General features: G+C 70.7%; 25 protein-coding genes. 8 read left to right on the top strand and 17 right to left on the bottom strand.

Annotated features, from left to right (window positions below):
- Positions 1–2: 2 nt before the first annotated feature.
- The 5 genes from I8N68_RS29490 to I8N68_RS29470 are packed head-to-tail and all read right to left on the bottom strand — an operon-like array spanning position 3 to position 6,493.
- Positions 3–1,874 (bottom strand): dipeptide ABC transporter ATP-binding protein, encoded by a 1,872-nt coding sequence (locus I8N68_RS29490; RefSeq protein WP_200216037.1) that lies wholly within the window; start codon positions 1,872–1,874, stop codon positions 3–5.
- Positions 1,871–2,761, bottom strand: coding sequence for an ABC transporter permease (locus I8N68_RS29485; protein ID WP_200216035.1), 891 nt, complete (start codon positions 2,759–2,761; stop codon positions 1,871–1,873). Before I8N68_RS29485 ends, I8N68_RS29490 begins: the two co-directional genes overlap by 4 nt.
- The gene (locus I8N68_RS29480; protein WP_200216033.1) at positions 2,758–3,759 is read right to left on the bottom strand and encodes an ABC transporter permease; all 1,002 of its coding nucleotides are present in this window, start codon (positions 3,757–3,759) and stop codon (positions 2,758–2,760) included. The genes I8N68_RS29485 and I8N68_RS29480 overlap by 4 nt, the downstream gene beginning before the upstream one ends.
- A gap of 3 nt (positions 3,760–3,762) precedes the next feature.
- A complete protein-coding gene (locus tag I8N68_RS29475) occupies positions 3,763–5,322 on the bottom strand; it encodes an ABC transporter substrate-binding protein (protein ID WP_200216031.1) in 1,560 nt (519 codons plus the stop codon).
- Positions 5,323–5,377: 55 nt separating this feature from the next.
- The gene (locus I8N68_RS29470) at positions 5,378–6,493 is read right to left on the bottom strand and encodes a mandelate racemase/muconate lactonizing enzyme family protein (RefSeq protein WP_200216029.1); all 1,116 of its coding nucleotides are present in this window, start codon (positions 6,491–6,493) and stop codon (positions 5,378–5,380) included.
- Positions 6,494–6,783: 290 nt separating this feature from the next.
- Here I8N68_RS29470 and I8N68_RS29465 point away from each other — a divergent pair, with 290 nt between their 5' ends.
- Entirely contained in the window at positions 6,784–7,497 is a 714-nt protein-coding gene (locus I8N68_RS29465) for a GntR family transcriptional regulator (RefSeq protein ID WP_200216027.1), read from the top strand.
- 193 nt (positions 7,498–7,690) lie between these two features.
- Here I8N68_RS29465 and I8N68_RS29460 read toward each other — a convergent pair whose 3' ends face one another.
- Positions 7,691–8,335 carry an IS5 family transposase gene (locus I8N68_RS29460; RefSeq protein WP_307813024.1) on the bottom strand — a complete coding sequence of 215 codons (645 nt, stop codon included), beginning with the start codon at positions 8,333–8,335 and terminating at the stop codon, positions 7,691–7,693.
- A gap of 406 nt (positions 8,336–8,741) precedes the next feature.
- Between I8N68_RS29460 and recD2 the strand changes: the two genes are divergently transcribed.
- Both recD2 and I8N68_RS29450 read left to right on the top strand, forming a co-directional pair.
- Entirely contained in the window at positions 8,742–10,946 is a 2,205-nt protein-coding gene (gene recD2, locus I8N68_RS29455; protein ID WP_372433900.1) for an SF1B family DNA helicase RecD2, read from the top strand.
- 33 nt (positions 10,947–10,979) lie between these two features.
- A complete protein-coding gene (locus I8N68_RS29450; RefSeq protein ID WP_307813023.1) occupies positions 10,980–11,231 on the top strand; it encodes a hypothetical protein in 252 nt (83 codons plus the stop codon).
- Positions 11,232–11,295: 64 nt separating this feature from the next.
- Here the strand turns inward: I8N68_RS29450 and I8N68_RS29445 are convergent, their stop codons facing one another.
- Positions 11,296–11,967: an HNH endonuclease family protein gene (locus tag I8N68_RS29445; protein WP_200216023.1), complete on the bottom strand. Its 672-nt coding sequence runs from the start codon at positions 11,965–11,967 to the stop codon at positions 11,296–11,298.
- A 270-nt stretch (positions 11,968–12,237) separates the two neighbouring features.
- Here I8N68_RS29445 and I8N68_RS29440 point away from each other — a divergent pair, with 270 nt between their 5' ends.
- The gene (locus tag I8N68_RS29440; protein WP_200216021.1) at positions 12,238–13,185 is read left to right on the top strand and encodes an endonuclease/exonuclease/phosphatase family protein; all 948 of its coding nucleotides are present in this window, start codon (positions 12,238–12,240) and stop codon (positions 13,183–13,185) included.
- Positions 13,186–13,287: 102 nt separating this feature from the next.
- Here I8N68_RS29440 and I8N68_RS29435 read toward each other — a convergent pair whose 3' ends face one another.
- On the bottom strand, positions 13,288–14,367 hold the full coding sequence (locus I8N68_RS29435; RefSeq protein WP_307813022.1) for an ATP-dependent DNA ligase: 1,080 nt from the start codon (positions 14,365–14,367) through the stop codon (positions 13,288–13,290).
- Positions 14,368–15,079: 712 nt separating this feature from the next.
- Between I8N68_RS29435 and I8N68_RS29430 the strand changes: the two genes are divergently transcribed.
- Entirely contained in the window at positions 15,080–15,277 is a 198-nt protein-coding gene (locus I8N68_RS29430) for a hypothetical protein (RefSeq protein WP_200216019.1), read from the top strand.
- Between the two features lie 50 nt (positions 15,278–15,327).
- Here the strand turns inward: I8N68_RS29430 and I8N68_RS29425 are convergent, their stop codons facing one another.
- Complete coding sequence (locus I8N68_RS29425; protein WP_200216017.1) at positions 15,328–15,795, bottom strand: hypothetical protein; 468 nt, start codon at positions 15,793–15,795, stop codon at positions 15,328–15,330.
- A 119-nt stretch (positions 15,796–15,914) separates the two neighbouring features.
- On the opposite strand from I8N68_RS29425, the gene I8N68_RS29420 reads away from it, so the two are divergent.
- Positions 15,915–16,568: a hypothetical protein gene (locus I8N68_RS29420; RefSeq protein ID WP_200216015.1), complete on the top strand. Its 654-nt coding sequence runs from the start codon at positions 15,915–15,917 to the stop codon at positions 16,566–16,568.
- Positions 16,569–16,708: 140 nt separating this feature from the next.
- Here the strand turns inward: I8N68_RS29420 and I8N68_RS29415 are convergent, their stop codons facing one another.
- Positions 16,709–17,677, bottom strand: a complete 969-nt coding sequence (locus I8N68_RS29415; RefSeq protein WP_200216013.1) for a leucine-rich repeat domain-containing protein — start codon at positions 17,675–17,677, stop codon at positions 16,709–16,711.
- 128 nt (positions 17,678–17,805) lie between these two features.
- Between I8N68_RS29415 and I8N68_RS29410 the strand changes: the two genes are divergently transcribed.
- Positions 17,806–18,153, top strand: coding sequence for a histone-like nucleoid-structuring protein Lsr2 (locus I8N68_RS29410; RefSeq protein WP_200216011.1), 348 nt, complete (start codon positions 17,806–17,808; stop codon positions 18,151–18,153).
- Here I8N68_RS29410 and I8N68_RS34385 read toward each other — a convergent pair.
- The 7 genes from I8N68_RS34385 to I8N68_RS29375 form a co-directional block, all read right to left on the bottom strand.
- Positions 18,090–18,398 (bottom strand): heavy-metal-associated domain-containing protein, encoded by a 309-nt coding sequence (locus tag I8N68_RS34385; RefSeq protein WP_200216009.1) that lies wholly within the window; start codon positions 18,396–18,398, stop codon positions 18,090–18,092. The two genes, I8N68_RS29410 and I8N68_RS34385, sit on opposite strands and share 64 nt — an antisense overlap.
- A 160-nt stretch (positions 18,399–18,558) precedes the next feature.
- Positions 18,559–19,032, bottom strand: coding sequence for a GNAT family N-acetyltransferase (locus tag I8N68_RS29400; protein ID WP_200216008.1), 474 nt, complete (start codon positions 19,030–19,032; stop codon positions 18,559–18,561).
- Between the two features lie 126 nt (positions 19,033–19,158).
- Positions 19,159–19,614 (bottom strand): hypothetical protein, encoded by a 456-nt coding sequence (locus I8N68_RS29395; RefSeq protein ID WP_200216007.1) that lies wholly within the window; start codon positions 19,612–19,614, stop codon positions 19,159–19,161.
- 26 nt (positions 19,615–19,640) lie between these two features.
- Complete coding sequence (locus I8N68_RS29390) at positions 19,641–19,874, bottom strand: heavy-metal-associated domain-containing protein (RefSeq protein ID WP_200216006.1); 234 nt, start codon at positions 19,872–19,874, stop codon at positions 19,641–19,643.
- A gap of 528 nt (positions 19,875–20,402) precedes the next feature.
- On the bottom strand, positions 20,403–21,155 hold the full coding sequence (locus I8N68_RS29385; protein WP_200216005.1) for a DUF4386 family protein: 753 nt from the start codon (positions 21,153–21,155) through the stop codon (positions 20,403–20,405).
- 35 nt (positions 21,156–21,190) lie between these two features.
- The gene (locus I8N68_RS29380; protein WP_234040829.1) at positions 21,191–21,412 is read right to left on the bottom strand and encodes a heavy-metal-associated domain-containing protein; all 222 of its coding nucleotides are present in this window, start codon (positions 21,410–21,412) and stop codon (positions 21,191–21,193) included.
- A gap of 33 nt (positions 21,413–21,445) precedes the next feature.
- Positions 21,446–21,688, bottom strand: a complete 243-nt coding sequence (locus I8N68_RS29375; RefSeq protein WP_200216004.1) for a hypothetical protein — start codon at positions 21,686–21,688, stop codon at positions 21,446–21,448.
- Positions 21,689–21,915: 227 nt separating this feature from the next.
- On the opposite strand from I8N68_RS29375, the gene I8N68_RS33755 reads away from it, so the two are divergent.
- On the top strand, positions 21,916–24,624 hold the full coding sequence (locus tag I8N68_RS33755; protein ID WP_200216003.1) for an AAA family ATPase: 2,709 nt from the start codon (positions 21,916–21,918) through the stop codon (positions 24,622–24,624).
- The last annotated feature ends 197 nt before the right edge of the window (positions 24,625–24,821 follow it).

Here is a 24,821-nt window from a genome sequence, read left to right as displayed (position 1 = left end):
GGTCAGGACCCTCCGCCCAGGAACTCCGCGGAACGCTCCGGGCTCGGGACCGCGGCGATCAGTTCCATCGTGTACGGGTGCTGCGGCGTTCGCAGCAGCCGCGCGGTCGGTCCGGACTCCCGGATCACCCCGTTCTGCAGGATGATCGCCTCGTCGGCGACCGCCCGCAGCACCCCGAGGTCGTGCGTCACGAAGACCACGGTCAGCTCACGGTCGGCCTGCAGCCCGACGAGCAGCTCGAGGATCGACGCCTGCACCGACACGTCGAGCGCCGAGGTGACCTCGTCACAGAGCAGCACCTCCGGCTCGGCGAGCAGAGCCCGGCCGATCGCGACCCGCTGACGCTGCCCACCCGACAGGTGGCGCGGGAAGCGGTCGAGCAGGTCCGGAGAGAGGCGCACCTGCCGCATCATCGCGGCGACCGCGTCGCGCCGGTCCCGCCGCGCGATGTCGGGCCGGAAGAGCTTGAGCGGCCGTTCGAGCGACTGGTAGACGGTGTGCCGCGGGTTGAGCGTGGCGTCCGGGTTCTGGAACACGATCTGGATCGACCGGCGCAGCGCGACCGGCCGGTCGCCGGCGAGCCCCGCCAACTCCTTGCCGCGGTAGGTGATCGTGCCCGTCGCCGGCCGCACCAGTCCGGCGATCGACCGCAGCAGCGTCGACTTGCCGCTGCCGCTCTCCCCCGCGATGCCCAGCGCGCGGCCCGCCGGCACCCGCACGGAGACGTCGTCGACGGCGACGAACGGCTCGCCCGAGCCGGGTCGGGAGAACACGACACCCACCCGGTGGACGGTGAGGATTGTGTCGGCGTCCTTGTCGACGGTCGCCGAAGACCGCGCCACGGCCGTGGCCGGGGCCGGCTCGGCGGCCGGGTCGAACGGAGGGAGCTCGTCGAGCCGGACGCACCGCGCGGACCGGACCTCGGCGAGCGTGACCAGCGGGATGTCGGTGTCGCAGGCCTCCGTGCGGAAGCCGCACCGGTCGGCGAAGCCACAGACATGCACCGGCACCGACGGCCGCGGGATGCCGGGGATCCCGTGCAGCGCCCGGTCGGACGCGATCGTCGGCACCGCGCCGATGAGCGCGGCGGTGTACGGGTGCCGCGGCGCCGCGTACACCTCCGCGGCGACGCCCTGTTCGACGATCTGGCCGGCGTACATGATGGCCAGCTCGTCGCAGACGGTCGCGAGCAGCGCGAGGTTGTGGCTCACGTAGAGCGCGGCGATGCCGGCGTCGCGCGCGAGCGCGACGATCAGCCGGTTGACGTGTGCCTGGGTGACCACGTCAAGGCCGGTCGTCGGCTCGTCGAGGATCAGCACCTCCGGCTCGACCGACAGCGCCAGCGCGAGCGCGATGCGCTGCTGCTGCCCGCCGCTGAACTGGTGGGGGTATTTGTGCAGCGCGGTCTCCGGCTCGGGGATCTCGACCCGGCCGAGCCACTCGACGCTGCGTCGTACGGCTTCTTCGGTGTCGAGGCCCTGGTGACGCCGCAGCCCTTCGATGAAGTGACGCCGAATCGTGAGCGCCGGATTGAGCGAGGTCGCGGTGTCCTGCGGCAGGTAGGCCAGCCGGGCACCCCAGACCTTGCGGAGGTCCTTGATGGACGCGCGGTCGAGGTCGCGGCCGTCGAAGTCTATTCGACCGGCGAGCGTCTCCTGGCCGGAGACGCGATAGCCGAGCATCGACAGGGCGAGCGTGCTCTTTCCGGAGCCGGACTCCCCGGCCAGGCCGAGGATCCGGCCGGAGCGCAGCCGGACCGAGACGTCGGCGAGCACCTGGGTCAGGCCGTCGCGCGATCGGTAGCCGACCGAGAGGCCCTCGGCCGCCAGGTCGCCGTCGCGTTGCGCGGGAACGCGCGTGGCTTGCGTCGTCATACCATCAGCCGTTCGTGGATTCGATCGCCGAAGAACTGGGTGAGCGCGTCGGCGATGAGGTTGACGGCGATCGCCAGGACGCCGATCAGCAGCGCGGGCACGAGCACGCCGACCGGGCTGACCAGCAGCAGCGCGCGGTTCTGGGCGACCATCACGCCCCAGTTGGAGCTGGGCGGCTGCACGCCGAGCCCGAGGAAGCTCAGCGACGCGATGAACATGATGGCGTAGGTAAACCGCAGCGCGATCTCGACGAGCAGGGTCGGGCCGATGTTCGGGGTGATCTCCCGGAAGAGGATCCAGCCCAGCGACTCGCCCCGCGCGCGGGCGGCGAGCACGAACTCGCGCGGCGCGATGGCCTGCGTGGCCGAGCGGATCACCCGCGTGATGTAGGGCGCGTAGACCACCGCGACCGCGGTGACCACCACCGCCCCGCCGCCGCCGAACGCCGCCACGACGACCAGAACGGCGAGGTAGGACGGGATGGCCAGGGCGATGTTGATGACCCAGGTGACGACGGAGTCGACCTTGCCGCCGAGATAGCCGGAGAGCAGCCCGACGAGGGTGGCGACCACCATCGCCAGCGAGACCGCGAGCAGCGGCAACAGGATCACCGAGGCGCCGCCGTGCAGGACGCGGCTGAGGATGTCGCGCCCGTACGCGTCGGTGCCGAGCCAGTGCTGGGCGGACGGACCCAGGATGGGCTGGTCGCTGATCTCGTTGGGCGAGTCGGGTGCGATGAACGGCCCGATGACGACCAGCAGGAGCAGCAGCAGGAGCAGGGCGACACCGAAGCCGCCCTGTGGGATGGCGAGGAAGCCACGCCACCGGCGCTGCCGAGGCGCCGCGACGTCTGCCGCGGTGACGGTGTTGAGCACGTCGGCGGTCATCGCACCGCGTCCCGCAGCTTCGGGGTCACGTAGACGACGATCGCGTCGGCGGCGAGGTTGGCGACCACGAACACCGCGCCGATCATCAGCGCGAGCGCCTCGACCACCGGCGCGTCGCGCGACGCGGCGGACTGGGCGAGCAGCTGACCCATGCCGGGGAAGCCGAAGAGAGTCTCCGCCACCACCACACCGCCGATCAGACCGGCGAACTGCAGGCCCAGCGCGGTGACCACCGGCGGGGCCGCGTTGGGCAGGATGTGCCGCAGGGACAGCGAGGGCTCGGTGACGCCGCGCAGCACGGCCGCCCGCACGTACGTCTCGGAGGCCACCTCGCGGGCGTTGGCCCGCATGAGCCGGATGATGTACGGAATCGTGCCGAGCGCGATCGTGATGCCGGGCAGCACGTACGCCGAGGGGCTGTCGAAGAGGCCGCCCATGCTGACCGCGGTCGAGTCGACCGGCAGCCAGGCGAGCCAGACGCCCAGCACGATGGCGAGGATCAGGCCCAGCACGAACTCCGGGAACGCGGCCACGATCAGGGTCACGAACGTGACGGCCGCGTCGCGGTGGCCGCGCAGCCGGACGCCGGAGTAGAGGCCGATCGGCACGGAGATGACGACGGTGAGCAGCCAGGAGAACAGCACCAGCACGATCGACGGCCCGAGGCGCGGGGAGATGACGTCCCAGACCGGCCCGTTCGACTGGTAGGAGATGCCGAGGTCCCCGCGGAAGATCCCGCCGAGCCATTCAAGGTAGCGGACTACGATGGGCTGGTCGAGGCCGTGGATCTGCTGGAAGGCGGTCACCTGGGCGTCGGTGGCGTACTGGCCGAGGATGTCGCGGGCCGGGTCGCCGGCGATCGCGGTCAGCCCGAAGATCACGATGGTGATCGCGAAGAGCGTGACGAGCAGCGTGATCAGCTGGCGGACGAGGTAGGGCAGGCGGCGGGGCGCCCTCCGCACGGGAGGGCGCCCGACCTGCTCGACGGTCTGCGTCATGGGCTAGCTGAGGTAGGCGCCGGCCAGGTACATGTGCGCTCCGTTGGACGCGGATAGCCCCTGCACCTTGCGGCTCTTGCCGTAGACCTGGCCCTCCCAGCCCGGGATCACGTTCGCCGCGCCATCGTTGACCATCGCGAGCGCGTCGCCGAAGAGCTTCTTCTGCTGCGCCTCGTCGGTGGTCGCGGTCGCCTGGGCGACCAGGTCGTCGAACTGCGGGTTGACGAAGTGGGTGATGTTGAGGTCGCCACCCTTGCCGTAGAGCCGGGGCAGCGCCTGCGAAACGTGCAGCCGGGCGACGCTGATGCCGATCGCCGGCTTCTTCTTGAAGATGTCGGTGAAGAAGGTGGCATGCGGCCAGGTGATCACGTTGGCGTTGATGCCGGCCGCCTCAGCGGTGCTCTTGAAGCTGACCGCGGTGTCAAGCTTGTCGCCCTCGTAGGCGTAGACGTCGAACCTGAACGTCCCGTTGACGCCGGCCTCCTTGAGGAGTGCCTTGGCACGGTCGGGGTCGTAGGCGCGCGGCTGGAGGCCGGAGGGAAAGAAGGGGTCCTCCGGCGGGATCGGGATGTCGGGCGAGATGATGTCGATGCCCGGCGCCACGACCGACATGATCTTCTTACGGTCGGCGGCGTGCTGCATGGCCTGGATGATCTTCTGGCTGTTGAACGGCGCCGTGTCGCCGAACATCGTCAGGCCGACCCAGCCGCCGTTCTTGAGCATGTAGGGCTCGACGTTGCCCTTGAGCAGGAGCGTGTTGGCGCCGGTGATGTTGTCGACGACGTCCTGGCTGCCGGAGGTGACAGCCTGGAGCCGGGTTGCGTCCTCGGCGATGACGACGATCTGCACCGCGTCGAGGTACGGCTTGCCGTCCTGCCAGTAGCCGTCGAAGCGGGCGAGGGAGGTCCGGGCGGCGGCGTCGAATCCGGACAGCGTGAACGGGCCCGTGCCGTTGCCGGTGCTGAAGTCGGTGGTGCCGTCCTTGACGATGCTGAAGCCCGCGGCCGACACCAGCACCGGGATGAACGCGTTGGGCTTGGTGAGGGTCAACTTGACCGTGCTCGGGTCGGCCGCCGCGACGCCGGAGGCCTGCAGGTAGGGGCCGATCTGCGCCAGACCGACCGCCGCGAGCGCCGGGTCGAGGATCCGCTTGAACGAGTAGACGACGTCCTTCGCCGTGAGCGGGCTGCCGTCGTGGAACTTCACGCCCTGACGGAGCTTGAAGGTCCAGGTCAGCGCGTCGGGGGTGGACTCCCACTCGGTCGCGAGGCCGGGCGTGAGGTTGTAGTTCTCGTCGGCCCGCACCAGGGTGTCGTAGCAGTTGGTCGCGATCAGCAACGGCATCGTGCCGCCGGCCTTGGCCGGGTCGGCCACCTGGGTCGCGTTGCCGGCCGCGACGGCCCAGCGCAGCGTGCCACCCCGCTTCGGCGCGCCGGCGGCGCCGCTGGAGGAGGCTGCCGGTGTGCCGTCGTCACCGCATGCCGCCAGCCCGAAGAGTCCTACGCCGAGCGCCGCCCCGGCGCCCGTTTTCAACATCGTCCGCCGATTGATCAGACTCGTCATGGGGGGTCTCCGATCGCCATCAGTCTGTGCGTTGGTGGTGGTGGTGCGGTGCGAGTCATCCGGTGGCGTGCCGGACGAAGTCCTCGTCAACCGTGATGCCGAGGCCGGGGCCGTCCGGAATGGACATATAGCCGTCCGCGAGGGCGAAAGGCTCGGGTGCGAGCCTGGTGCGCATTGGGTTGTCGAACCGGTCCACCTCGAGCAGGGGTGAGTCCGGTCCGACTAGTTCGGACGGTTCGGGGATGAGGCTGACCGCCTGGAGGGTGGCGGCGAGGAGGACCGCGCCTCCCCAGGCGTGCGGCACGCACTGCCGGCCGCGCAGGGCCGCGAGGTCGGCGACGAATGCCAGCTCGCCGACCCCGCCGCAGACCGCCGCGTCCGGCTGGACGATGTCGACCGGTGTGTCGCGCAGGAACGCGTCGAACGCGCCCCGCGTCTCCAGCCCTTCGGCGGCGGCGATCGCGATGTCGAGGCCGCCGAGGTGCTCGTAGCCCGGGTAGGTGAGGCCGCCACGGTGCCGGATGAGTGGCTCCTCGAACCACCGGAAGCGCAGCTCGGCCAAACATCGGGCGACCTCCCGCGCGCGGGGGACCGAGTAGGCGCCGTTCGCGTCGACCATCAGGTCGACGTCCTCGCCGACCTCGTGGCGGAGCTTCGCCAGGATCGGCAGCTCGCGGGACGGCGCGAACCGCCCGATGCGGATCTTGCAGGCGGTGAAGCCGTCGTGGATGGCGGCGGAGATCTCGCCGGGCCAGCTGCGCTCGGGGTCGACACCCTCCACGTAGCCGCCGCTGGAGGCGTAGCCGCGCACGCTGTCGCGCCGGCGGCCGCCGTAGAGCGCGGAGACCGGGACGCCGAGCCGGCGGGCCCGCAGGTCGTCGAGCGCGATCGCGAGCGCGCTGACCGCGAGCTGGTCGGCGGTGGCGATGCGCAGCTCGTCCAGGAGCGGGCGGGCGTCGGCGGCGTCACGGCCGAGGAGGAGCTCACCGATCTCCTCGATGGTGGCGGCGACCCCCGCGCGGGCGTAGGTCTCACCCCACCCGTCGAGCCCGTCGCTGTCGCGCAGCCGGACGAGGACGCAGCGGCGCTCGCGGTAGGTGGCGCCGGAGGGACCCGTCGGCGTGGCAATGGGCTGGCTGAGCCGGAACACCTCGACCCGCTGGATCGCCATGCGCCACGCTCCTCGTCGGTCAAGGCGCCTGTCTCGGAGGCGCCTTTGATCGCCGAGTATGTTCACGCCTCTTCGAGGTGTCAATATATTTTCGAATCTCGGGCGGGATCTGTTACATCAGGGGTCACATTCGCGGGCAATGGCTCGCGAGGAAGCGTATGTACCGTCCGGTTTGTCGTCTTGGCCCGCTTTGTCATGGTCGCCAGTGTGGGCGCCGAAGGCAAGCTTCGACACCAGACGCCGTTTTCGACAATGTGCCGATGTCTCAAGATTCTCCTAGACTGTCAACCATGGCACGCAGTGAAACCCGCGCGGAGCGCGTCTATGCCAACCTCCGCGGCGACATCCTGACCGGGCGCCTGCTTCCTGGTCAGCGGCTGCCGTTCGCCGACCTCGGCGCGCGCTACAGCACTAGCGTTGGTGTCCTCCGCGAGGCGCTGTCGCGCCTGGTCGAGCAGGGCCTCGTGCTGTCGGAGCCGCAGCTCGGCTTCCGGGTCACCCCGGTGTCCGAAGAAGACCTGCGCGACCTGACCAGCACCCGCATCGACATCGAGACGCTCTGTCTGCGGCACGCCATCGCCCATGGCGACCTGGCGTGGGAGTCCCGACTCGTCGCGGCCTACCACACCCTCGACCGCACCCCCGAGCTCGCGTCGACCCAGCCGCCGACCGTCAACGAAGACTGGGCATCGGCGCACGCCGCGTTCCACGCGGCTGTGCTCGAGGGCTGCCCGAGCCGGCGGCTGCGCGACATCGCGGCGTCGTTGCGCGACGCCTCCGAGATCTACCGCCGCTGGTCGCGCCACCTCGGCAGCGAAGACACCCGTGACATCGCGGGCGAGCACCAGGCCCTGCGCGACGCGGTCCTCGCCCGCGACGTCGAGAAGGCCGAGGCCGCACTGACCCAGCACATCTCCTACACGACCCAGGCGCTGCTCCTCTCGGCACCCGACAACCTGATGACTGCCCACGACGCCGAGCCGGCCGGCACCTCACCCGCCTGAATCGGGTGCCGTCCAACGGCTTGCCGTAAAAAACCCGCGCTGGGGCTATCTGCGCCTCGTCGGAGAATGCCGCCGCTCCGGTCCAAGGCATCGACGGCATTACGAAAGGACCGCGTCCGGGAGGCTGGTAGCCCTTGTGGTGCCGGCGAGGGGATCCCCGGCTGATCTCTGAGTGAGCGTCCGGGAACTTCGGTCACCAGTTGCCGGTGCGGGCGAGTCGGCGTGACATTGTCATGATCATGGCGATGTGGATCATGGCTTCGTGGTGGTCGGGCTTGGTCTCATAGTCGCGTACGCAGCGGCGATGCTTGCTGATCCAGGCGAACGTTCTCTCCACCACCCACCGGCGGGGCAGGACGACGAAGCCCGGCTCGGTGCGTTTGACGATCTGGACAGTCACCTGCAGGACGTCGCGGGCCCAGACGAGGAGTCGTCCGGCGTATCCGGCGTCGGCCCAGACCAGGGTAATGGTGGTGAAGCGTTCGCGGAGTCCGGCCAGGAGTCGGCGGGCGGCGTCGCGGTCTTGCAGTCCGGCCATCGTGACGACCACGGCCAGCAGCAGGCCCCCGGTGTCCACGGCGAGGTGCCGTTTCGTTCCGTTGATCTTCTTGCCGGCGTCGTATCCTCGGCCGGTACGGGGCACGGTGTCCGCGCCGCGCACCGACTGGGAGTCGATGATCGCGGCGGTCGGTTGCGGGTCACGGCCCTCATACACGCGGACCAGGTCGCGGAGCGCGTCATGGACGGCCTGCCACACGCCGGTCTTGGCCCAGGCGCGGAACCGGTCGTAGACGGTGGTCGGTGGCGGGAACCCGACCGGCAGCTGCCGCCACGCGATCCCGCCCGCACCAGGTAGAAGATCGCGTCCAGGACCAGGCGGCGAGGATGTTTCTCCGGCCGGCCACCCCGCCCGCCGGTGTTGCCCGGCGCGGGGGCTCGATGATCGCCCACTGGGCGTCAGTCAGCGAGGAAGACGGGTAGAACCCGCAGGTCGGCGGCGCTGACACGCCCGCCGGATGGGCTGGGCACGACGAGCACACACACGCAGGCGACAATGACACAACGAGCTCCTGGTGAACGGCTGGCCTAGACAACCGCCGATCTACCAGGAGCTCGCTTCCCATCGATCCACTACACGCCGAGCTTCACCGCCTTGTGACCATGCACCCTACCGAGTTCCCAGACGCTCACTAACTGATCGTCTGCCCGTAGCGGTGTCAGCGGGGGACGGCAAGATGGTGGCCGTGTCTGCTCTCACCCGTTCCCCGCTGGCCACCCTGGATGCGGTGTTGGAGCGGTTGACGTACGTCAACGAGGAGACCGGCTACACCGTCGCCCGGGTGGCTACCGACCGCGGCAGTGACCTGTTGACCGTGGTGGGTGCGCTGTTGGGTGCGCAGCCCGGGGAGAGCCTGCGCCTGTCGGGGCGGTGGTCGTCGCATCCGCAGTACGGCAGGCAGTTCGAGGTCGACTCCTACACCACGGTCCTGCCGGCCACGATCCAGGGCATCCAGCGCTACCTCGGCTCCGGCCTCGTGAAGGGCATCGGTCCGGTGTTCGCCGAGCGGATCGTGGCGCATTTCGGCCTGGACACCCTGCGGGTGATCGAGGAGGAGCCGGCCCGCCTGGTGGAGGTGCCCGGGTTGGGGCCGAAGCGCACCGCGAAGATCACCGCGGCGTGGGAGGAGCAGAAGGCCATCAAGGAGGTGATGGTCTTCCTGCAAGGTGTCGGGGTGTCGACGTCCCTCGCCGTGCGGATCTTCAAGCAGTACGGCGACGCGTCCATCGGCGTGGTCACGAAGGAGCCGTACCGGCTGGCGGCGGACGTGTGGGGTATCGGGTTCAAGACCGCCGACACCATCGCCCAGGCCGTCGGCATCCCGCAGGACAGTCCGCAGCGGGTCATGGCCGGCCTGCAGTACACCCTGTCCGAGGCCACCGACAGCGGCCACTGCTACTTGCCCGCCGCGCAGCTCGTCGCCGACGCCACGAAGATCCTCGACGTGCCCGGCGACCTCGTCACCGGCTGCCTCGACAGCCTGGTCGCCGACGAGGGCGTCGTCCGCGAGACGCTGCCCGGCGGCGACGGAGAGCCGGTGCAGGCGGTGTATCTGGTGCCGTTCCACCGCGCCGAGCAGTCCCTCGCCGGCTCCCTGCTGCGCCTGCTCAACGACCGGGCCGACCGGCTGCCCCACTTCGCAGGCGTCGACTGGGGCAAGGCCCTGGCCTGGTTGAAGGCGCGCACCGGCGCGGACCTGGCCCCCGAACAGGAACAGGCCGTGCGCCTCGCGGTCACCTCGAAGGTGGCGGTGCTCACCGGGGGGCCGGGCTGCGGCAAGAGCTTCACCGTCCGCTCGATCGTCGAACTCGCCGCCGCCAAGAAAGCCAAGGTCACCCTCGTCGCCCCGACCGGACGCGCCGCCAAACGCCTGTCCGAGCTCACCGGCCACCCCGCGGCCACCGTGCACCGGCTGCTGCAGCTACGCCCCGGCGGGGACGCCTCCTACGACCGGGACAACCCCCTCGACGTGGACCTGCTCGTGGTCGACGAGGCCTCCATGCTCGACCTGATCCTGGCCAACAAACTCGTCAAAGCCGTCCCACCCGGCGCGCACCTGCTCCTCGTCGGCGACGTCGACCAACTCCCCTCCGTCGGCGCCGGCGAGGTCCTGCGCGACCTGCTCACCGCCCCGGCGATCCCCCGGGTACGGCTGACCCAGATCTTCCGCCAGGCCGCCCAGTCCGGCGTCGTCACCAACGCCCACCGCATCAACGCCGGCCGCCCACCCCTCCTGCAAGGCCTGCCGGACTTCTTCCTGTTCGCCTGCGACGACACCGACGCCACCGCCGCGCTCACCGTCGACGTCGCCTGCACCCGCATCCCGGCGCGCTTCGGGCTCGACCCCCGCCGCGACGTGCAGGTCCTCACCCCCATGCACCGCGGCCCCGCCGGCGCCGGCGCCCTCAACACCCTGCTCCAGCAGCGCCTCACCCCCCACCGCGAGGGCCAGCCCGAGCGGCGCATGGGCGGGCGGGTGTTCCGCATCGGCGACAAGGTCACCCAGATCCGCAACAACTACGACAAGGGCCAAGCCGGAGTCTTCAACGGCACCCTCGGCATCGTCACCGCCCTCTCTCCAGACGAACAGACCCTGACGGTACGCACCGACGAGGACGAAAGCATCGACTACGACTTCGACGAGCTCGACGAGCTCTCCCACGCCTACGCCATGACCATCCACCGCTCCCAAGGCTCCGAATACCCCGCCGTCGTCATCCCCCTGACCACCAGCGCGTGGATGATGCTGCAACGCAACCTGCTCTACACCGCCGTCACCCGCGCCAAGAAACTCGTCGTCCTCGTCGGCTCCCGCCGCGCCCTCGCCGCCGCCGTGCGCACCGTCGGCGCCGGCCGCCGCCACACCGCCCTCGACCACCGACTTAGCTGACACAGGCCAATCGAACACTTGTACGATGTCGTGGTGGAGGACGTGGCGGCAAGATGGTGGAACGGCATCTGGGGGCGCCTGGGCCGCCGCGACGTGTGGCTGGCCCGCGAGGTCCGATGGAAGGTCGTCGCCCGCGCCGGGGACGCCGAGACGGGCCGGGTGCTGCGGTGGGAGTTCGACACCGAGCCCGAGGCCCTCGCGTTGGTCCAGCGTCTCCTCGCCGCCGACGCTGGCGGCAGTTGGCGCAAGCAAGCCGGCGACGCCACCTCGTCCCCGCCTCAGTGACGGCTCACGACCCGGCCGGCGGTCCCGTCCCATAGGGCGGTGCCGCCGGCCGGATCCACGCATTTCAGGAGCTGCAGGTGTTGAGCATGCTCTGCAGCGCGGACTTCTCGGACGACTGCAGGGTCAGGGCCCAGCTGTACTTCACGGTGATCCACATCTTGCTGTAGGTGCACCGGTACGACGACAGCGGCGGCTGCCAGGTCGACGGGTCCTGGTCGCCCTTGGCCTGGTTGACGTTGTCGGTGACGGCGATCAGCTGGGGGCGGGTGAGGTCGTTGGCGAAGCTCTGCCGGCGGCTGGTGGTCCAGGAGTTGGCGCCGGAGCGCCATGCCTCGGCCAGGGGCACGACGTGGTCGATGTCGACGTCGGAGGCGGCGTACCAGGTGGCGCCGTCGTAGGGGCTGTACCAGCGGCCGGAGGTGGCCGCGCAGGAGCTGTCGACCACGACGGAGGTGCCGTCGCGCTTGAGGACGGTCTCGCGGGTGTTGCAGGTGCCGCTGATGGTGATCCAGTGCGGGAACAGGTCGCGGGAGTAGCCGGTGGTCGAACCCTGCGCCGCCACCGTCAGGGCGTTGAGCTGCGACTGGGCGGTCGACTTGGAGGGGATTCCCGGAGGCGTGGCCATGGCTGGTTGCGCGTTCACGGCCACCAGGCACGCGCCGGCCAGCGCGGCGACGACCGTCGCGGCGATACGTCCCCGCCATGGGGATCGGGTGGAGAGTTGGGTGTCTCGCATGGGGGCCTCCTGGGCAACCGTGGTGGACAGCGACCATCTCCAACGATCATGTCCATCGAAGGTCGTCCTTGTGAAGGGGTGGAGACGCTTCCGCGAAGACTGATTTCCATACACCGGTCCCCCGCACCACGCCGTCAGGACCAGGACGGCCCTCACGTAGCCGGCCTGTTCGTGGCTGTCGGCATGGCGACGTAGCGGCAGTCCAGGCTCTCCCGGCGGCCTACAGTGCGGCGTTGAGGCTGGTAGCGGACCTGTATGCAGGGAGCGACGGTGGCCAACGACCTGATCGTCATGACCTGGAACGTGGAAAACCTGTTCCGGCCCCACGACACCGACCCCTCAGCCGCGGACACCTACGCCGCGAAGCTCGCCTATCTCGCCGGGCTCATCTCCGGCACCGGCGCCGACGTCGTCGCGCTGCAAGAGGTCGGCTCACCGGCGGCCGCTGACGATCTCCGGGCCGCCCTCGGCGATCCCTGGCAGGCGGTCGTGTCCACCCACCCGGACCGCCGTGGAATCCGGGTCGCCGTCCTCGCCCGGCACGCCCTCACCGAGGAAGCGCAGATCACCGCGCTGCCCCAGTCCGGCATGCCGGCGGTCCCCGACATCGACGGCGACACGCTCACGCACCTGGGCCGCGGAGCGGTTCAGGTCCACGTCGACTGCGGCCGCCCCGGCCTGCGGCTGCTGACTGCTCACCTCAAGAGCAAGCTGCTCACCTACCCGGGCGGACGACGCTACCCCCGCAACGAAAACGAACGCGCCCGCGGCGCCGGCTACGCCCTGCTGCGCCGCACCGCCGAAGCCGTCGCCCTGCGCGTCCACCTCAACGACGTCCTCGCCGAAGCCGCTGTCAACGGACAGCCTGGTACGCCGACGATCCTGTGCGGGGACCTCAACGACGGACCCGACGCCGTCACCACCGTCCTGCTCGAGGGACCCGCCGACGGGGATGTTCACCGCCCCGACAAGGGCGACGCGGTCCGGTTGTACAACCTCGGACGCCGCCTGCCCCCCGCCCGCGCCTACTCACGCATCTACCAAGGCCGGGGAGAGCTCATCGACCACATCCTCGCCACCCGCGACCTCCAACTGCGCCTGATCAGCATCGACTCCCTGGTCGACGACATCACCTCGATCGGCGCGTCCACCCGAAGCCGCCAGGCCGCGATCGTTCCGGACCACGCACCGGTCATCGCTCGCTTCACCGGGCCGTAGAACGGACGGCCGGCGGTCGCCGAGGGCATAGACGGCTGTCCTCAACCTGGGTGACTGAGGGTGTGGAGCCTGCAAGCCCTGGACCGTTGCCGGTTCCGCCCGTCAGCCGATCGGCGTCCCGAACGGGTCTTCGCCGTCGCCGAGGAGCAGCGGCACGTCGTAGACCGACATGTCCGGCCGGGCCCTGGCGTACCGCACCCGGTGGCGCCACCGCTGGTGCTCGAACGCCACGTCGGCGTCGATTTCCGCCACCATGGTCGGCTCCACCTGCACGTACCGCAGCGGCTCGGGCCGGTCCAGCTGCCCGGACCACGACGCGGGCAGCGGCTCCGGCCACGGGTGGGCAACCGCGCCGCGGCGCGGCATCCGCGGCGGCACGAGCAGCGACGCCAGCTCCACGGCCTGGTGGGCGGTCAGCGAGTGGGTGCGGCCGGTGTATCGCAGCCGTCCCCGCCGGTCGAATCGGCCGAGCAGCACCGTTTCCGGACGGCTGATGCTGCCGGTCACCCCACCGACGATGGCCTCCGTGACGATCCGGGTCCGGAACTTCGACCAGCCTCGCCGGCCGGGCTCGTACCGACCGCCCACGCGCTTGCTCACCACACCCTCGATGCCCACCGCCACAGTCCAGTTCACCAACCAGTCCGACACCTGCCGCATGTCGGCCGTCTGCGGAGTCAGCGTGAGCTGCGCCGGCGCGTCGACGAGCAGCTGCTCCAGCCGGGCCCGGCGCTGCGACAGCGGCAGGTCCAGGATCACCTGTCCGCCGGCGTCCGCAAGCAGATCGAACAGCACGTAGTGGGCGGGGCACTCCCGTGCCATACGCAGCAGGCCGCGGCCGGCGGTGACACGTCGCTGCAGCTGCGCGAAGTTGGTTCGGCCACGCTCCCAGACGATCAGCTCACCGTCGAGGACCACGCCCGGCGGAATGGCCGCCCGGATCGCGCGGGTGATGTCCGGGAAGTAGGTAGTCAGATTCCGGCCAGCCCGCGACTGGAGATACACCCCGCCGGTCTCGCGGAAAGCGATCCCCCGCCACCCGTCCCACTTCGGCTCGTGCACCAGGCCGGGGCCCTCCGGCACCGCGTCGACCGGCGCCGCGAGCATCGGCGCGACCGGCCGACGCAACACCGGTGCCGCCGCGCTGGCCCGCGGACGGGCGGCGCTCACCTCCAGTCCCACCCACGCTGACCGTGAACGACTCTCATCATTCGCCCCCCACGTCATCTTGGGTACGAAAGAGGCCGTCTCGTGCGGAGATCCGCGACAACGAATCCAACCCCGGGCTCGTGGCATCAAATGGCGCTCGAACCAGCCAGCGAGGAAGGACGCTGATCACGTCGCCGCCTGCAGCGCCTCGGGCCACCTGCACCCCGCCCTCACCCCCACCCACCTCAGAGGATCGGCAACCTGCGTGGACCGCCCACGGTCAGCCACTCCCCCGCCGTGACGTCAGCAGCAGGCCGCGACGGACCGCCTGGTAGTTCGGGCGCTACCCGCTCGTGGAACCTCGTCCGCAAGCTCGGCGACAACCGGGCATCCCAGGGGCGCTAGCAGATTCGACCATGATCAGGGCGTTTTCCCCAGCCGCCCACGTTGTCCACAGCTCGGGCCCGCAGTGTGGCGCGTCCACGGGCTCGACGACGAAGGTGATCCAGTCGGCGAGGCCCCCGCCCGGCTGCTGGCCACGGCCACGCGCAGGTGGAGCAGCTGCTGCCGCAGGCCACCGACAACCGGTCCCCGCGCCAATGACACGGCTTGGGGACCGGCTGCCTCCTGGACCCCGCAGGGGCCGGAGCCGATGAGGCCGAACCTGCCTCACAGCCTTTCCCACCCGGGAGGCGAGCGCTCGTACTGCACACTCCCTGCCCGAAGGCCACATACCCTCAAGCGGGTGGATGTGCTGCTGCGGGGCGGGCCAGGCGACGGTCAGGTCGCCCCGGGAGGCGGGGAGACTGTTGTGTGGAGAGCCTGCCTGTACGAGATCACGCCGGCGGTGGAACACCGGCACGGACGGGACCTGCGCGTGTACCACCACCGACCCGACTGCTGCGAGCCATACGGGCGAGGCTCCGAAGACCGCTGCGAGTAGCTCATAGACCTCCTGGGGCACCCCAGGTGGAGCGCTCGCCGCTCGTTTTCCTAGCAGTCGTCCTGCTTCCACTTGCCGTCTTCCCGCACCCACGGCTCCTTGGTCTGGTTCAGCGCAGGCACGTCGTACGTGTAGGTCACTCGAGCGAGATCACCCGAAACCTCTGCATCAAAGGTCTTGAGCGGCATCGCCTTGCCATACATCTGCTTGGCCGCAGTCAACATGCCGGTGAACTCGCTGAGGGTCACGCGCTCCTTGCACCTAGCCGAGAACAGGTCGTACCCGACCGTGGGCTTCGCGTCGAGGAAGGCGTCCGAGTACGCCACCACCGCCTGGCGAAGCTCCTCCTGCCCGGCAGGCGCTTGAGCGGTCGGGTTGGCAGCGGCACTTGACGACGCGGTCGCGGAAGGAGCCGCGGATGTCGAGGACGCAGCGGCGTCTGGCTTGTCGGCGTTGCCCGCGCAAGCGGTCAGAGGCAGAGCGAGAAGAGGCATTACGATCATGGCGTTGCGGATCATGGCGCGCACGGTACTGCCGCGACACGCCTCGATACCCCACAGGCTCACCTGCCGCGCCGAGCAGCTGGCGACTCTGCGCTGGTGACGGCGTCGACGGCAAGACTCACAGGATGGTGATCATGACTACACCCACAGAACCCGGCGACGAACCCGGGCGACGCGCGACGCCGCCAACCGGGCTCATCGCGGAGGCAGCGCGGCACCCGGGAGGTTCAGTTGCCGAGATCGACCGCACGCTGATCAGTGACCCAAACGGTTACATCCCCGGCGAAGCCGTTCGAGGCATGTGGAAGGTCGACGCCACCGGCCAGCTCACCGGTGAGTTCCAGCCCAACCCGAGCTACGGGCCTGCCCGGGACGACTTCACCAAGCTCATCGCCACCGATCATTGGCTCGACTGGCTCGGACACGATCCGGCTGCGACGATCCGAGGATCCGTGGCCGAGATCATCGATCAGCAGGTACCGGGAGCAACCGTGCGGTGGATGAAGATCACCGAGGAGCCGCGGCACCTCACCGCTGGACGGCCTGCCCCCGATGACCCGAACAGCCTGATCGTTACTCGTGCCGCCCTGGCCGCGTCTTTCGCCATTGGTGTCGACTCACCGTCCGGTCGCTACGACATCCTGTGGGGCGTCCACAGCATCGCCGTCGTCGGTCTTGAATCCGGCGCGCGTGCCCGCAGCCGGGCATGGTTCGACCTCTGGACCGCCCTGGATGCGGCCGAACAACAACTCCGCACCCGCATCACCGAGGTCGAACCGCCAACCTAACCTGCCGGGCCGCCTACTGTCCGAGGCCCAGACGCACGCGGGCGCACAACCCGGTGCCGACCGGTACGAATCCGATGACCGCAGCTGTCCCATGATCAGCGTGGTCTCCACCCGCACGCCCGTCCATCCAGCGGCTGAGGCTAGAGCATGCGGAGAAGGCCGTACGCTGCGGCGATTGCCGTGTCGGAGCGAGGCGGTGTCCGCGCCAACAGGCGCCCGGCCTCGCGGTTGCGGCGCTCACTGTCCAAACCCACGCCGACGTGTTCGAGGGTGGGGTGGCCGACGAAGGGTGTGAACGCCTCTACCGGCAGCAGCGACTCGGTGACCATCAAATCCTGCAGCCGTGGCGCGGCCGCGAGGCCGCGGACAGCGGCCGGGTGGCGAAGGTGCCGCATGGCCGTGCAGTCGACGCGCAGGAGCGCGGCGCAGGAGCTGAGGTCGGGAAGCCGATCAACAGGGAGGGCGTCCAACCACAGCCACTGCAGCGCCGGCAGACGCGTCACCACGGCGAGATCGGTCAGCTTGCGCACCGTGCGGAGCGCGAGGTACCGGAGGGAGGGAATCCGGGTGAGCCACTCAGCGGCCGTGAGCGAGCCGAGAGTCAACGCCAATGACTGCAGTCGAGGCAGAACGACATCGGGAACGACGCGGTCGACGGCAAGCCGCCACAACGCGAGTCCCTGTAGGCCGGGATTGGCGGCGAGGAGGTCCGCAAGGCCGCGCCGGTGAGCGACGACCCGCAGCCGGCGAAGACCGCGGAACGCGGCCACGGGCGTGAGGTCGAGAAGCTTCCGGCTCTCTCCAACGTCAAGGGCCTCCACATCAGGGCTCAGCTGGTGCAGCGGGGCCAGGTCCGCCAGGTGATAGAGGCCGGCGACGCTGAAGCGACGCAGGCGGGGGAACCAGCGCAGGAACCGCAGCCCGGCCAGGTCCTCGTCGGAGCCGTACACGCGGAGGGTGACCGTTGGGTGGTCGGTCAGGAACGCGGCAAGTGATCTGTAGTCCGGCTCGGCGAGCGGCCGGCTGAACTGCACCACCGCGTCATCACGGAGCCCGACGCCAAGCCGGCGCAGGTCAACCGCGCTCGACACCTCCACCAAACCCTTCATCGCTGACCATCGTCCCGCACGACCGTCATTCGTTCATAGGGCGGCAGCATCACGCCTCGGGCGTCGATGCATATCCTCTTCAACGTCAATGACGACAGCCGGACATACACGAGCAAGGAGTTACCGCCATGGCTCGTAAGGTAATCACGATGCTGACCGACGACCTCGACGGCAGCACCGCAGACCGGACCGTGGAGTTCAGCCTCGACGGCGCGTCGTACGCGATCGACCTCTCCGATCAGAACGCGGGGAAACTCCGCAAGGCGTTGGACGCCTACATCGGCGCCGCTCGGCGCGTCGGACGAGGAGGCATTGCGACGGGCAGCACCAACCGTCGGGCTGCGCCTCCCGCGACTACTCGCGTCGCCCGCAGCCACAATCAGGCAGTCCGGGAGTGGGCAGCGAAGAACGGCTACGAGGTGTCTGAGCGGGGCCGGATCCCCGTCTCCGTGATCGAGGCATACAACAATCGCTGAGCCGTCGCCCGCTCACGCGCCTGGGATGTAGCCAACCAGGCGTTGACGTCTACGGCATAGGGCCGGCCACTTGGGGGTGTACCGCACCGGCCGAACTGTTCACACGCCCGTTCTGTCGCCGCCGCCTGTGCCGGGTCAGAGCGGACGGTGGCGACCTCGGTGGCCAGGTCGACCTCCGCGGCTGTCATCCCGCCGACGCGGCGAAGCGTCTTCTCCACCCGGCCGACACATGAGGTGCATGTCATGCTGCCGATCGAGGGTGCAGCTGGCGGTCGCCGCGGCGGCGGTCGACGCGGTGATGGTCATTGCGGTCTCCTGTTCGGGCCGGGTACGGGGGCTATGGCTGATTGTTCGGGGGCGGGGACCGGCCCCGAACCGGCGATTTCGCCAGGTTCGCGGCCGGGGTCAGTGGCCGGTGGCCAGGTCGGCGTACGCGCTCGGGGGCCAGACCGCGAGGATCTTGGGTCGCAGGGTGGCGCCGAGGCGGTGGTAGAAGCGCTGCGCGTCGACGTTGTCGACCTCCATGCCCCAGCGGATGAGTAGTTGCGCGGGTGCGGCCAGTGCGGCGAGGGCGGCCATGAGCTGCCGGCCGACGCCGGCGTCGCGGTGCCCGGGGCGGACGTAGAGGTCGTCGAGGTTGAGCATCTCACCGCCGGTCCACAGGTGCAGTTGGCGGACGGAGGAGACGTAGCCGACCGCCCGGCCGCAGCGCTCGGCCAGCAGGACGATCACCTCGGGGCGTGCGAGCAGGGCGCGCCACTGCTCATCGGTAACGTGTACCTGCGCCGCCTGGCCCTCGTGGGCGGCGATCTCGCGGACCATCGTGGCCACGTCGGCGGCGTCATCCGGCGTGGCCCGACGGATCGTGACCTCGGTCATCGCGGGCTCCTGTCGTGGGGTGGGGTGGGGGCGGACACGTCGGCGGGAGCGGGCAGGACGGCTACCGCCGCCGCGGTCGGGTTTACGCGACGCTGCAGGTGTCACCGACGTCGCCGGGCGGGGGCGTCAGCAGTGGGCGTAGTCGTGCGGGCGTAGCAGCATGGCCGCGGCCATCGCCGGGAGCATGAGCAGATGGCCCCACAGCATCAGGGTGCCGGTGTCGATGAGCTCGAGTGTCAGTGGCACGAACAGCACCAGGAAGGGCACGTACATGGCCGCGCCCATCTCAGCGATGGGCCGCCAGCGGTGGCCGCGGAACTTCATCCACGCGGACATGGCCACCGTCATGTTCGTCGCCATGATCAGCGCGCCGGTGTACGGGTTGTGCATCAGTGCGGCGGCGCCGAGGGCGTCGAGGACGAACATCCACACCGGGTGCAGGACCACCATGCCGACGGCCATCGCCACGACCATCTCGGCGAAGTGCCGGGCGAACTTCTTGGCGCTCAGGCGGTGGTCGTTGTGCGCCATGGCGTCGGTGGGCGCGGGGGCTGTGCTTGGGGTGCCGGGTTGGCTGTGCATGGCATGTCTCCAGGGATGGGCGTGGGTTACGGGACGAGGGGGTATCCGGCCTCGTCGACTGCGGCGGCGATGTCGGCGCGGTCGACTGGCTGGGAGGCGGTGACGGTGACGTTGCCGGTGGCCAGGTCGACGGTGACGGACTCGACGCCGGAGACACTCGAGATCTTCTCGGTGACGGAGCGGACGCAATGCGCGCAGGTCATGCCGGTGACTTCGAACGTGGTCGAGCCGATGAAGGTGCGGGGCGTGCCGGAGAGCATGGGGAACTCCTCGAGGTGCTGGTGGTGCGGTCAGGTAGAAGAGTCGGCGCGGGGGTGGGTGCGTCTCACCGGGGAAATGGCCGGGTTTTCGCCGGGATCGGCCAGGTCAGTGGCCCTGCCCGCCGGGACCGTGGCCGCTGGCGCCGGTGCCGGGCTTGCCAGCGAGCACGGCGAGCGGGGTGAGGATGGGGGGCGGCTGGCCTTCGACCGCTGACTTGGTCGGGTTGGCCGGGCGCGGGGGTCGGGCAGCGATGGGCATGGACGTGCTCGGCTTCTCATGGAAGGGGTGGCGAGGCAACCGAGCTGCCTCGGGCATGGTCGTTCTGAGCGTTCGCAGGTGCTGAGCCGGGGGGTCCGGCGTCGCGGTGGCCGCCCAGGTGGGGCGGCCACCGCGGTCCGCGGCTGGTCGAAGGCTGGGTGGGGGCTCAGCCCACGGATGCCATGTCCTCGATGGGGCCGATCGTCGCCTTCGTGTCGGCGCGATCGCCGGCGATGCCGAAGGTGACCAGCGCCGCGCGGGCCCTGGCTTCATCGGCCAGGCGACGGGGCCTGCGAATCCTGAATCCGCCAGGCGACCACGACCAGCCAGATCATCCACGCTACGTCCAGGACGAAGGCCAGCACGATTGCGATCGTCTCCGTTTGCGAGAAACCTGCGGAGCCGACTACCCAGCCCTGCACCAGGTAGGTGAGGCCGGAAAGCCCCATCAGGTGGGCTAACGGCCGCGGGAGCCATGCCGTCTGCATGACTGCGGCTGCGAGCAGGAGCAAAGCGAGGCCCAGTGCGAAGTTTTGGTAGCTTCTCACCCCCCACTCGAGCCAGCGGATTGCCTCGGCGCTCGCGAAGTGCGCCGCCTTCTCGGCGTCCGGGGCGCTCGCCCACGCGTTCACGGCCTGCTTGAGGGCGACCCCGTCAACCGCCTGGAGGACGCCGTACAGCGCCAGCGTCGCCACCGCCGAAGCGGCACCGAATCGACCCGCCCATCTCGCCGTTCCAGCCTGAACGTCCAGGGCGAAGAACAGGGCGAGCAACCCTGCGAGGAAGATCGCCATGCCCGCGAACTGGCCGAGGTGCACGGTTGTCCAGATCCCGCTGCCGGCGTACTCGGCGAACACGGCGGAGTGGTTATTAGCGTCCCCAGCGGCGTGGAACTGGGTGACCACGATGTACAGGAGTTGTCCCACGAGCAGCAGCGTGGCGGACAGGCGCAGCGACGTGCGACGCGCCAGGGGTTCGGTGTGCGCGGGGGTGGCGCTGAGGGCGGGAAATGTGCTGGACACGGCAGGCCTCCAGGTTGCGTGAGGGATGGACGGTGTCACGGGGCGAGGACGTAGCCCGCCTCGTCGACGGCGGCGATGTCGGCGCGGTCGACGGGGCGAGAGGCGGTGACGGTGACGGTCCCGGCGGCCAGATCGACGTTGACGGAGCCGACGCTGTCGACGGCGGCGATCTGCTCGGTGACCGGACGCTGGCAATGCGCGCAGGTCATGCCCTCGACCTCGAAGGTGGTCGAACCGATGAAGGTGCTGGGCTGCAAGGGCAACTCCTTGAGGTGCTGATGCTGGTGCGGTCAGGTACAAGGGTCGGCGCGGGGGTGGGTGCGTCTCACCGGGAAAATCGCCGGGTTTTCCGACGGCACGGGCACGGGGCGCACCGTCCCGGGATCGGCTCGGTCAGTGACGGTGCGCCCCGTGCCCGTGCCGTGGCCGGTGACGGCGGCACTGGGCTTGCCACCGGGCACGGCGAGCGCGGTGAGGACGAACAGGGCGGCAAGGACGCGTACGGCCATGGCGACCAGGCCGCCGAGGATCACGGTGCGGGCGCCGTAGCAACCGAGCTGTGCGCCACGGGCGCATGCGGCGACTGGTGCCCGTGGGCGGGGGCCGCCGGTTCGGCGGCGAGGTCGGCCGACATGGCTCCCACTCGGAAGCGGGGGTGGTGGCCGGCTGCCACGTTCGCCGCCGGCATGATCACTCACGCCGGTGATTTCGCCGGGTCCTGATCCGGGACCTGCCCCGCGCGCTCGGTACCGTCGGACTCATGTTGGCCGGACGGGACCCCGAACGCGCGGCGACCGCCGCCCTGCTCGACGCCGCCCGCACCGGCAGCGGCGGCGCGCTGGTGGTGCGCGGCGTCGCCGGGGTCGGCAAGTCGACGCTGCTGGCCGACGCGCTGGCAACCGCGTCGGACCTGCGGGTGCTACGCACCTCCGGCGTGGAGTCCGAATCGCCGCTGGCCTTCGCCGCGCTGCAACGGCTGCTGTGGCCGCTGCGCACCCGCATCGACGCCCTGCCGGTGCCGCAGGCCGCGGCGCTGCGCGCGATGGGAGAGGCCGAGGGCGAGGGCGACCGCTTCCTAGCGTTCCTCGGCACGCTGAGCCTGCTCGCCGACGCCGCCGAACAGGCGCCGCTGCTGGTCGTCGTCGACGACGCGCACTGGCTCGACGACGCATCGGCTGCGGCGCTGCTGTTCGCCGCCCGCCGGCTGCAGGCCGAGCGCGTGGCGCTGCTGTTTGCCGCCCGCGACGGCGATGCCCGCCGCTTCGACGCCGGGGACCTGCCCACCGTCGTGCTCGGCGGGGTGACCGGCGCCGACGCCGACGCGCTGCTGTCCGCCCGCGCCGGGATCGACATCGACCCGAGGGTCTGCGACCAGCTGGTCGCAGGCACCGGCGGCAACCCGCTCGCGCTGGTCGAGCTGGCCGGGGTGCTCACCGCCGACCAGCTGGCCGGCCGGGCGTCGCTGCCCACCCCGCTGCCGCTGACCGGCGGCGTCGAGCGAGCTTTCCTCGACCGCTACCGCCGCCTCGACGAGCCCGCGCAGCGGTTCCTGCTGGTCGCCGCGACCGACGACACCGCCCGCCTGACCGTGGTCCGCGACGCCGCCGAGCGCCTCGACGCCGCTGAAACCGCCCTGGATGCGGTGGAGCGGTCCGGGTTGCTGCGCGTGGACGGCGAGGCGGTCGCCCTCTACCACCCGCTGGTGCGCTCGGCGGTCTACCGGGCGGCCACCAGTGCGCAGCGCCGCGCCGCGCACCGTGTGCTCGCCGACGTGCTGACCGGCGACCCCGAGCGGCGGGCCTGGCACATGGCCGCCGCCGCCGACCGTCCCGACGAGGACGTCGTCGCCGCCCTCGACGGGGTCGCCGAGCGCGCCGCGACCCGCGGTGGCCACGAGGCGGCGGCCGCCGCGTGGGCCCGCGCCGCCGAGCTCACCGCCGGCGGTGAGGCCCGCGGCCGGCGGATGTACCTGGCCGCGTCCTCGGCCTGGCTGGGCGCGCACCCGTCGCGCGCCTCGGCACTCGCCCAGGCCGCCGCGGCAGACGTGACCCATCCGCTGCTGCGGGCGCAGCTGCTCGCGCTGCAGGGACAGATCGAATGGAACACCCGCTCGCTGCACGACGGCTACGACCTCATCCTGCAGGCCGCCGAGGTCGCCGCCGCCGTGGACGCGGCGCTGACGGCCCAGCTGGCGATGCTCGCCGCGTCGCTGGCGGCGTTCGGCGCCCGATCCCCGCGCCCGGTGAACCCGACCGCGCTGGTGGCCGAGCCGGCACCGGACGCGCCGCCCCGGGTGCAGGCCGCCTGGGCCCTGCTGCAAGGGTTCGGCGCCGCCGCCCGCAGCGACTGGGCGGCCGCCGCGGAATCCTTCGGGTGCGCGTTCCTCCTCACCGACGCCGACCCGGTCGACGACCACATGCTGCAGCCCAACCTGGGCATCGCCGCGATGCTGATAGACGACGACGAGCGCGGACTGCGGCTGCACGAACAGCAGCTGACCGCCGCCCGCCGCGCCGGCGCGCTGAACATGGTTGAGCACGCCCTCACCCGCGGTGTCCACTTCCAGATCGCGACCGGCGCCTGGTCGAAGGCCGCCAGTGCCGCCGCCGAAGCGCTGCCGCTGACCGCCGACACCGGCCACCCGGGGCTGACCGCGCTGCCCACCGCGCAACTCGCCCTGGTCGCGGCGCTGCGCGGAGACGACGCCGCCGACTGCCACCTGGATCGGGTCACCGAGATCCGGGACAAACACCCGATCGGCATCACCGACGGACTCGTCGCCGACCTGACGCACTGGGCCCGCGGACTGCGCGCGGCCGCGCAGCCAGCGACCGCGCTGCACCACCTCGAGCAGATCGAAGGGCCGGCGTGGCGCCGCCTGGCCTCCCTCGACCTGTTCGACGCCGCCGTCCGCGGCGACCGCCCCGACCTCGCCCGCACCTGGCTGGCCGAGCTGGAGCATTTCGCCGCTGGCACCGGTCTGCCGGCCGCGATCGCTATCGTCGAGCACGGCCGCGCCCTGCTCACCGGCGACGGCGCCGAGACCCACTTCCAGAGGGCACTCGCCGCGCACGCCGACTCGCCGCGGCTGCCCGACCGGGCCCGCACCCACCTGGCCTTCGGCGAACACCTGCGCCGCGCCCGCCGCCGGGTCGACGCCCGCGAGCACCTGCGCACCGCGCTGGCGCTGTTCGAGGACCTCGGCGCCACCCCGTGGGCAGAGCGGGCCGCGCAGGAGCTACGCGCCTCCGGGGAAACCGCCCGCCGCCGCGACGTCACCACCGCAAACGAGCTGACCCCGCAGGAACGCCAGGTCGCCGCCCTGGTCCGGCAGGGCCTGTCGAACCGGAACGTGGCCGCGCAGCTGTTCGTCAGTCCACGCACCGTCGACTTTCACTTGAGAAACTGCTACTCCAAACTGGGCGTCAGCTCCCGCGCCGAGCTCACCGCTCTCCCGCTCGACCTGTGACCGACACGTGAAGACCGCCGCCTGGCGGTGTCGATGCTGGGTAACGGGTCGCGGTATTTCATGAGGGCTCGGCTTGGGTGTGATGGGCCAGAAACTCGGTGATCTTGGTGTGGCGGGTGGCGAGCCGATGCTGCAGCAGCGGCGGCGGCGGCGGCGGCGGCGAGTCGCTAGCACGTCCGAGCATGATCAGGGCGTTA

The organism is Micromonospora coerulea (assembly GCF_016598485.1).
Taxonomy (GTDB): Bacteria; Actinomycetota; Actinomycetes; order Mycobacteriales; family Micromonosporaceae; genus Micromonospora; species Micromonospora coerulea.
The sequence above is the reverse complement of the archived record's forward strand: the minus strand, read 5'-3'. Positions and strand labels throughout refer to the sequence as shown.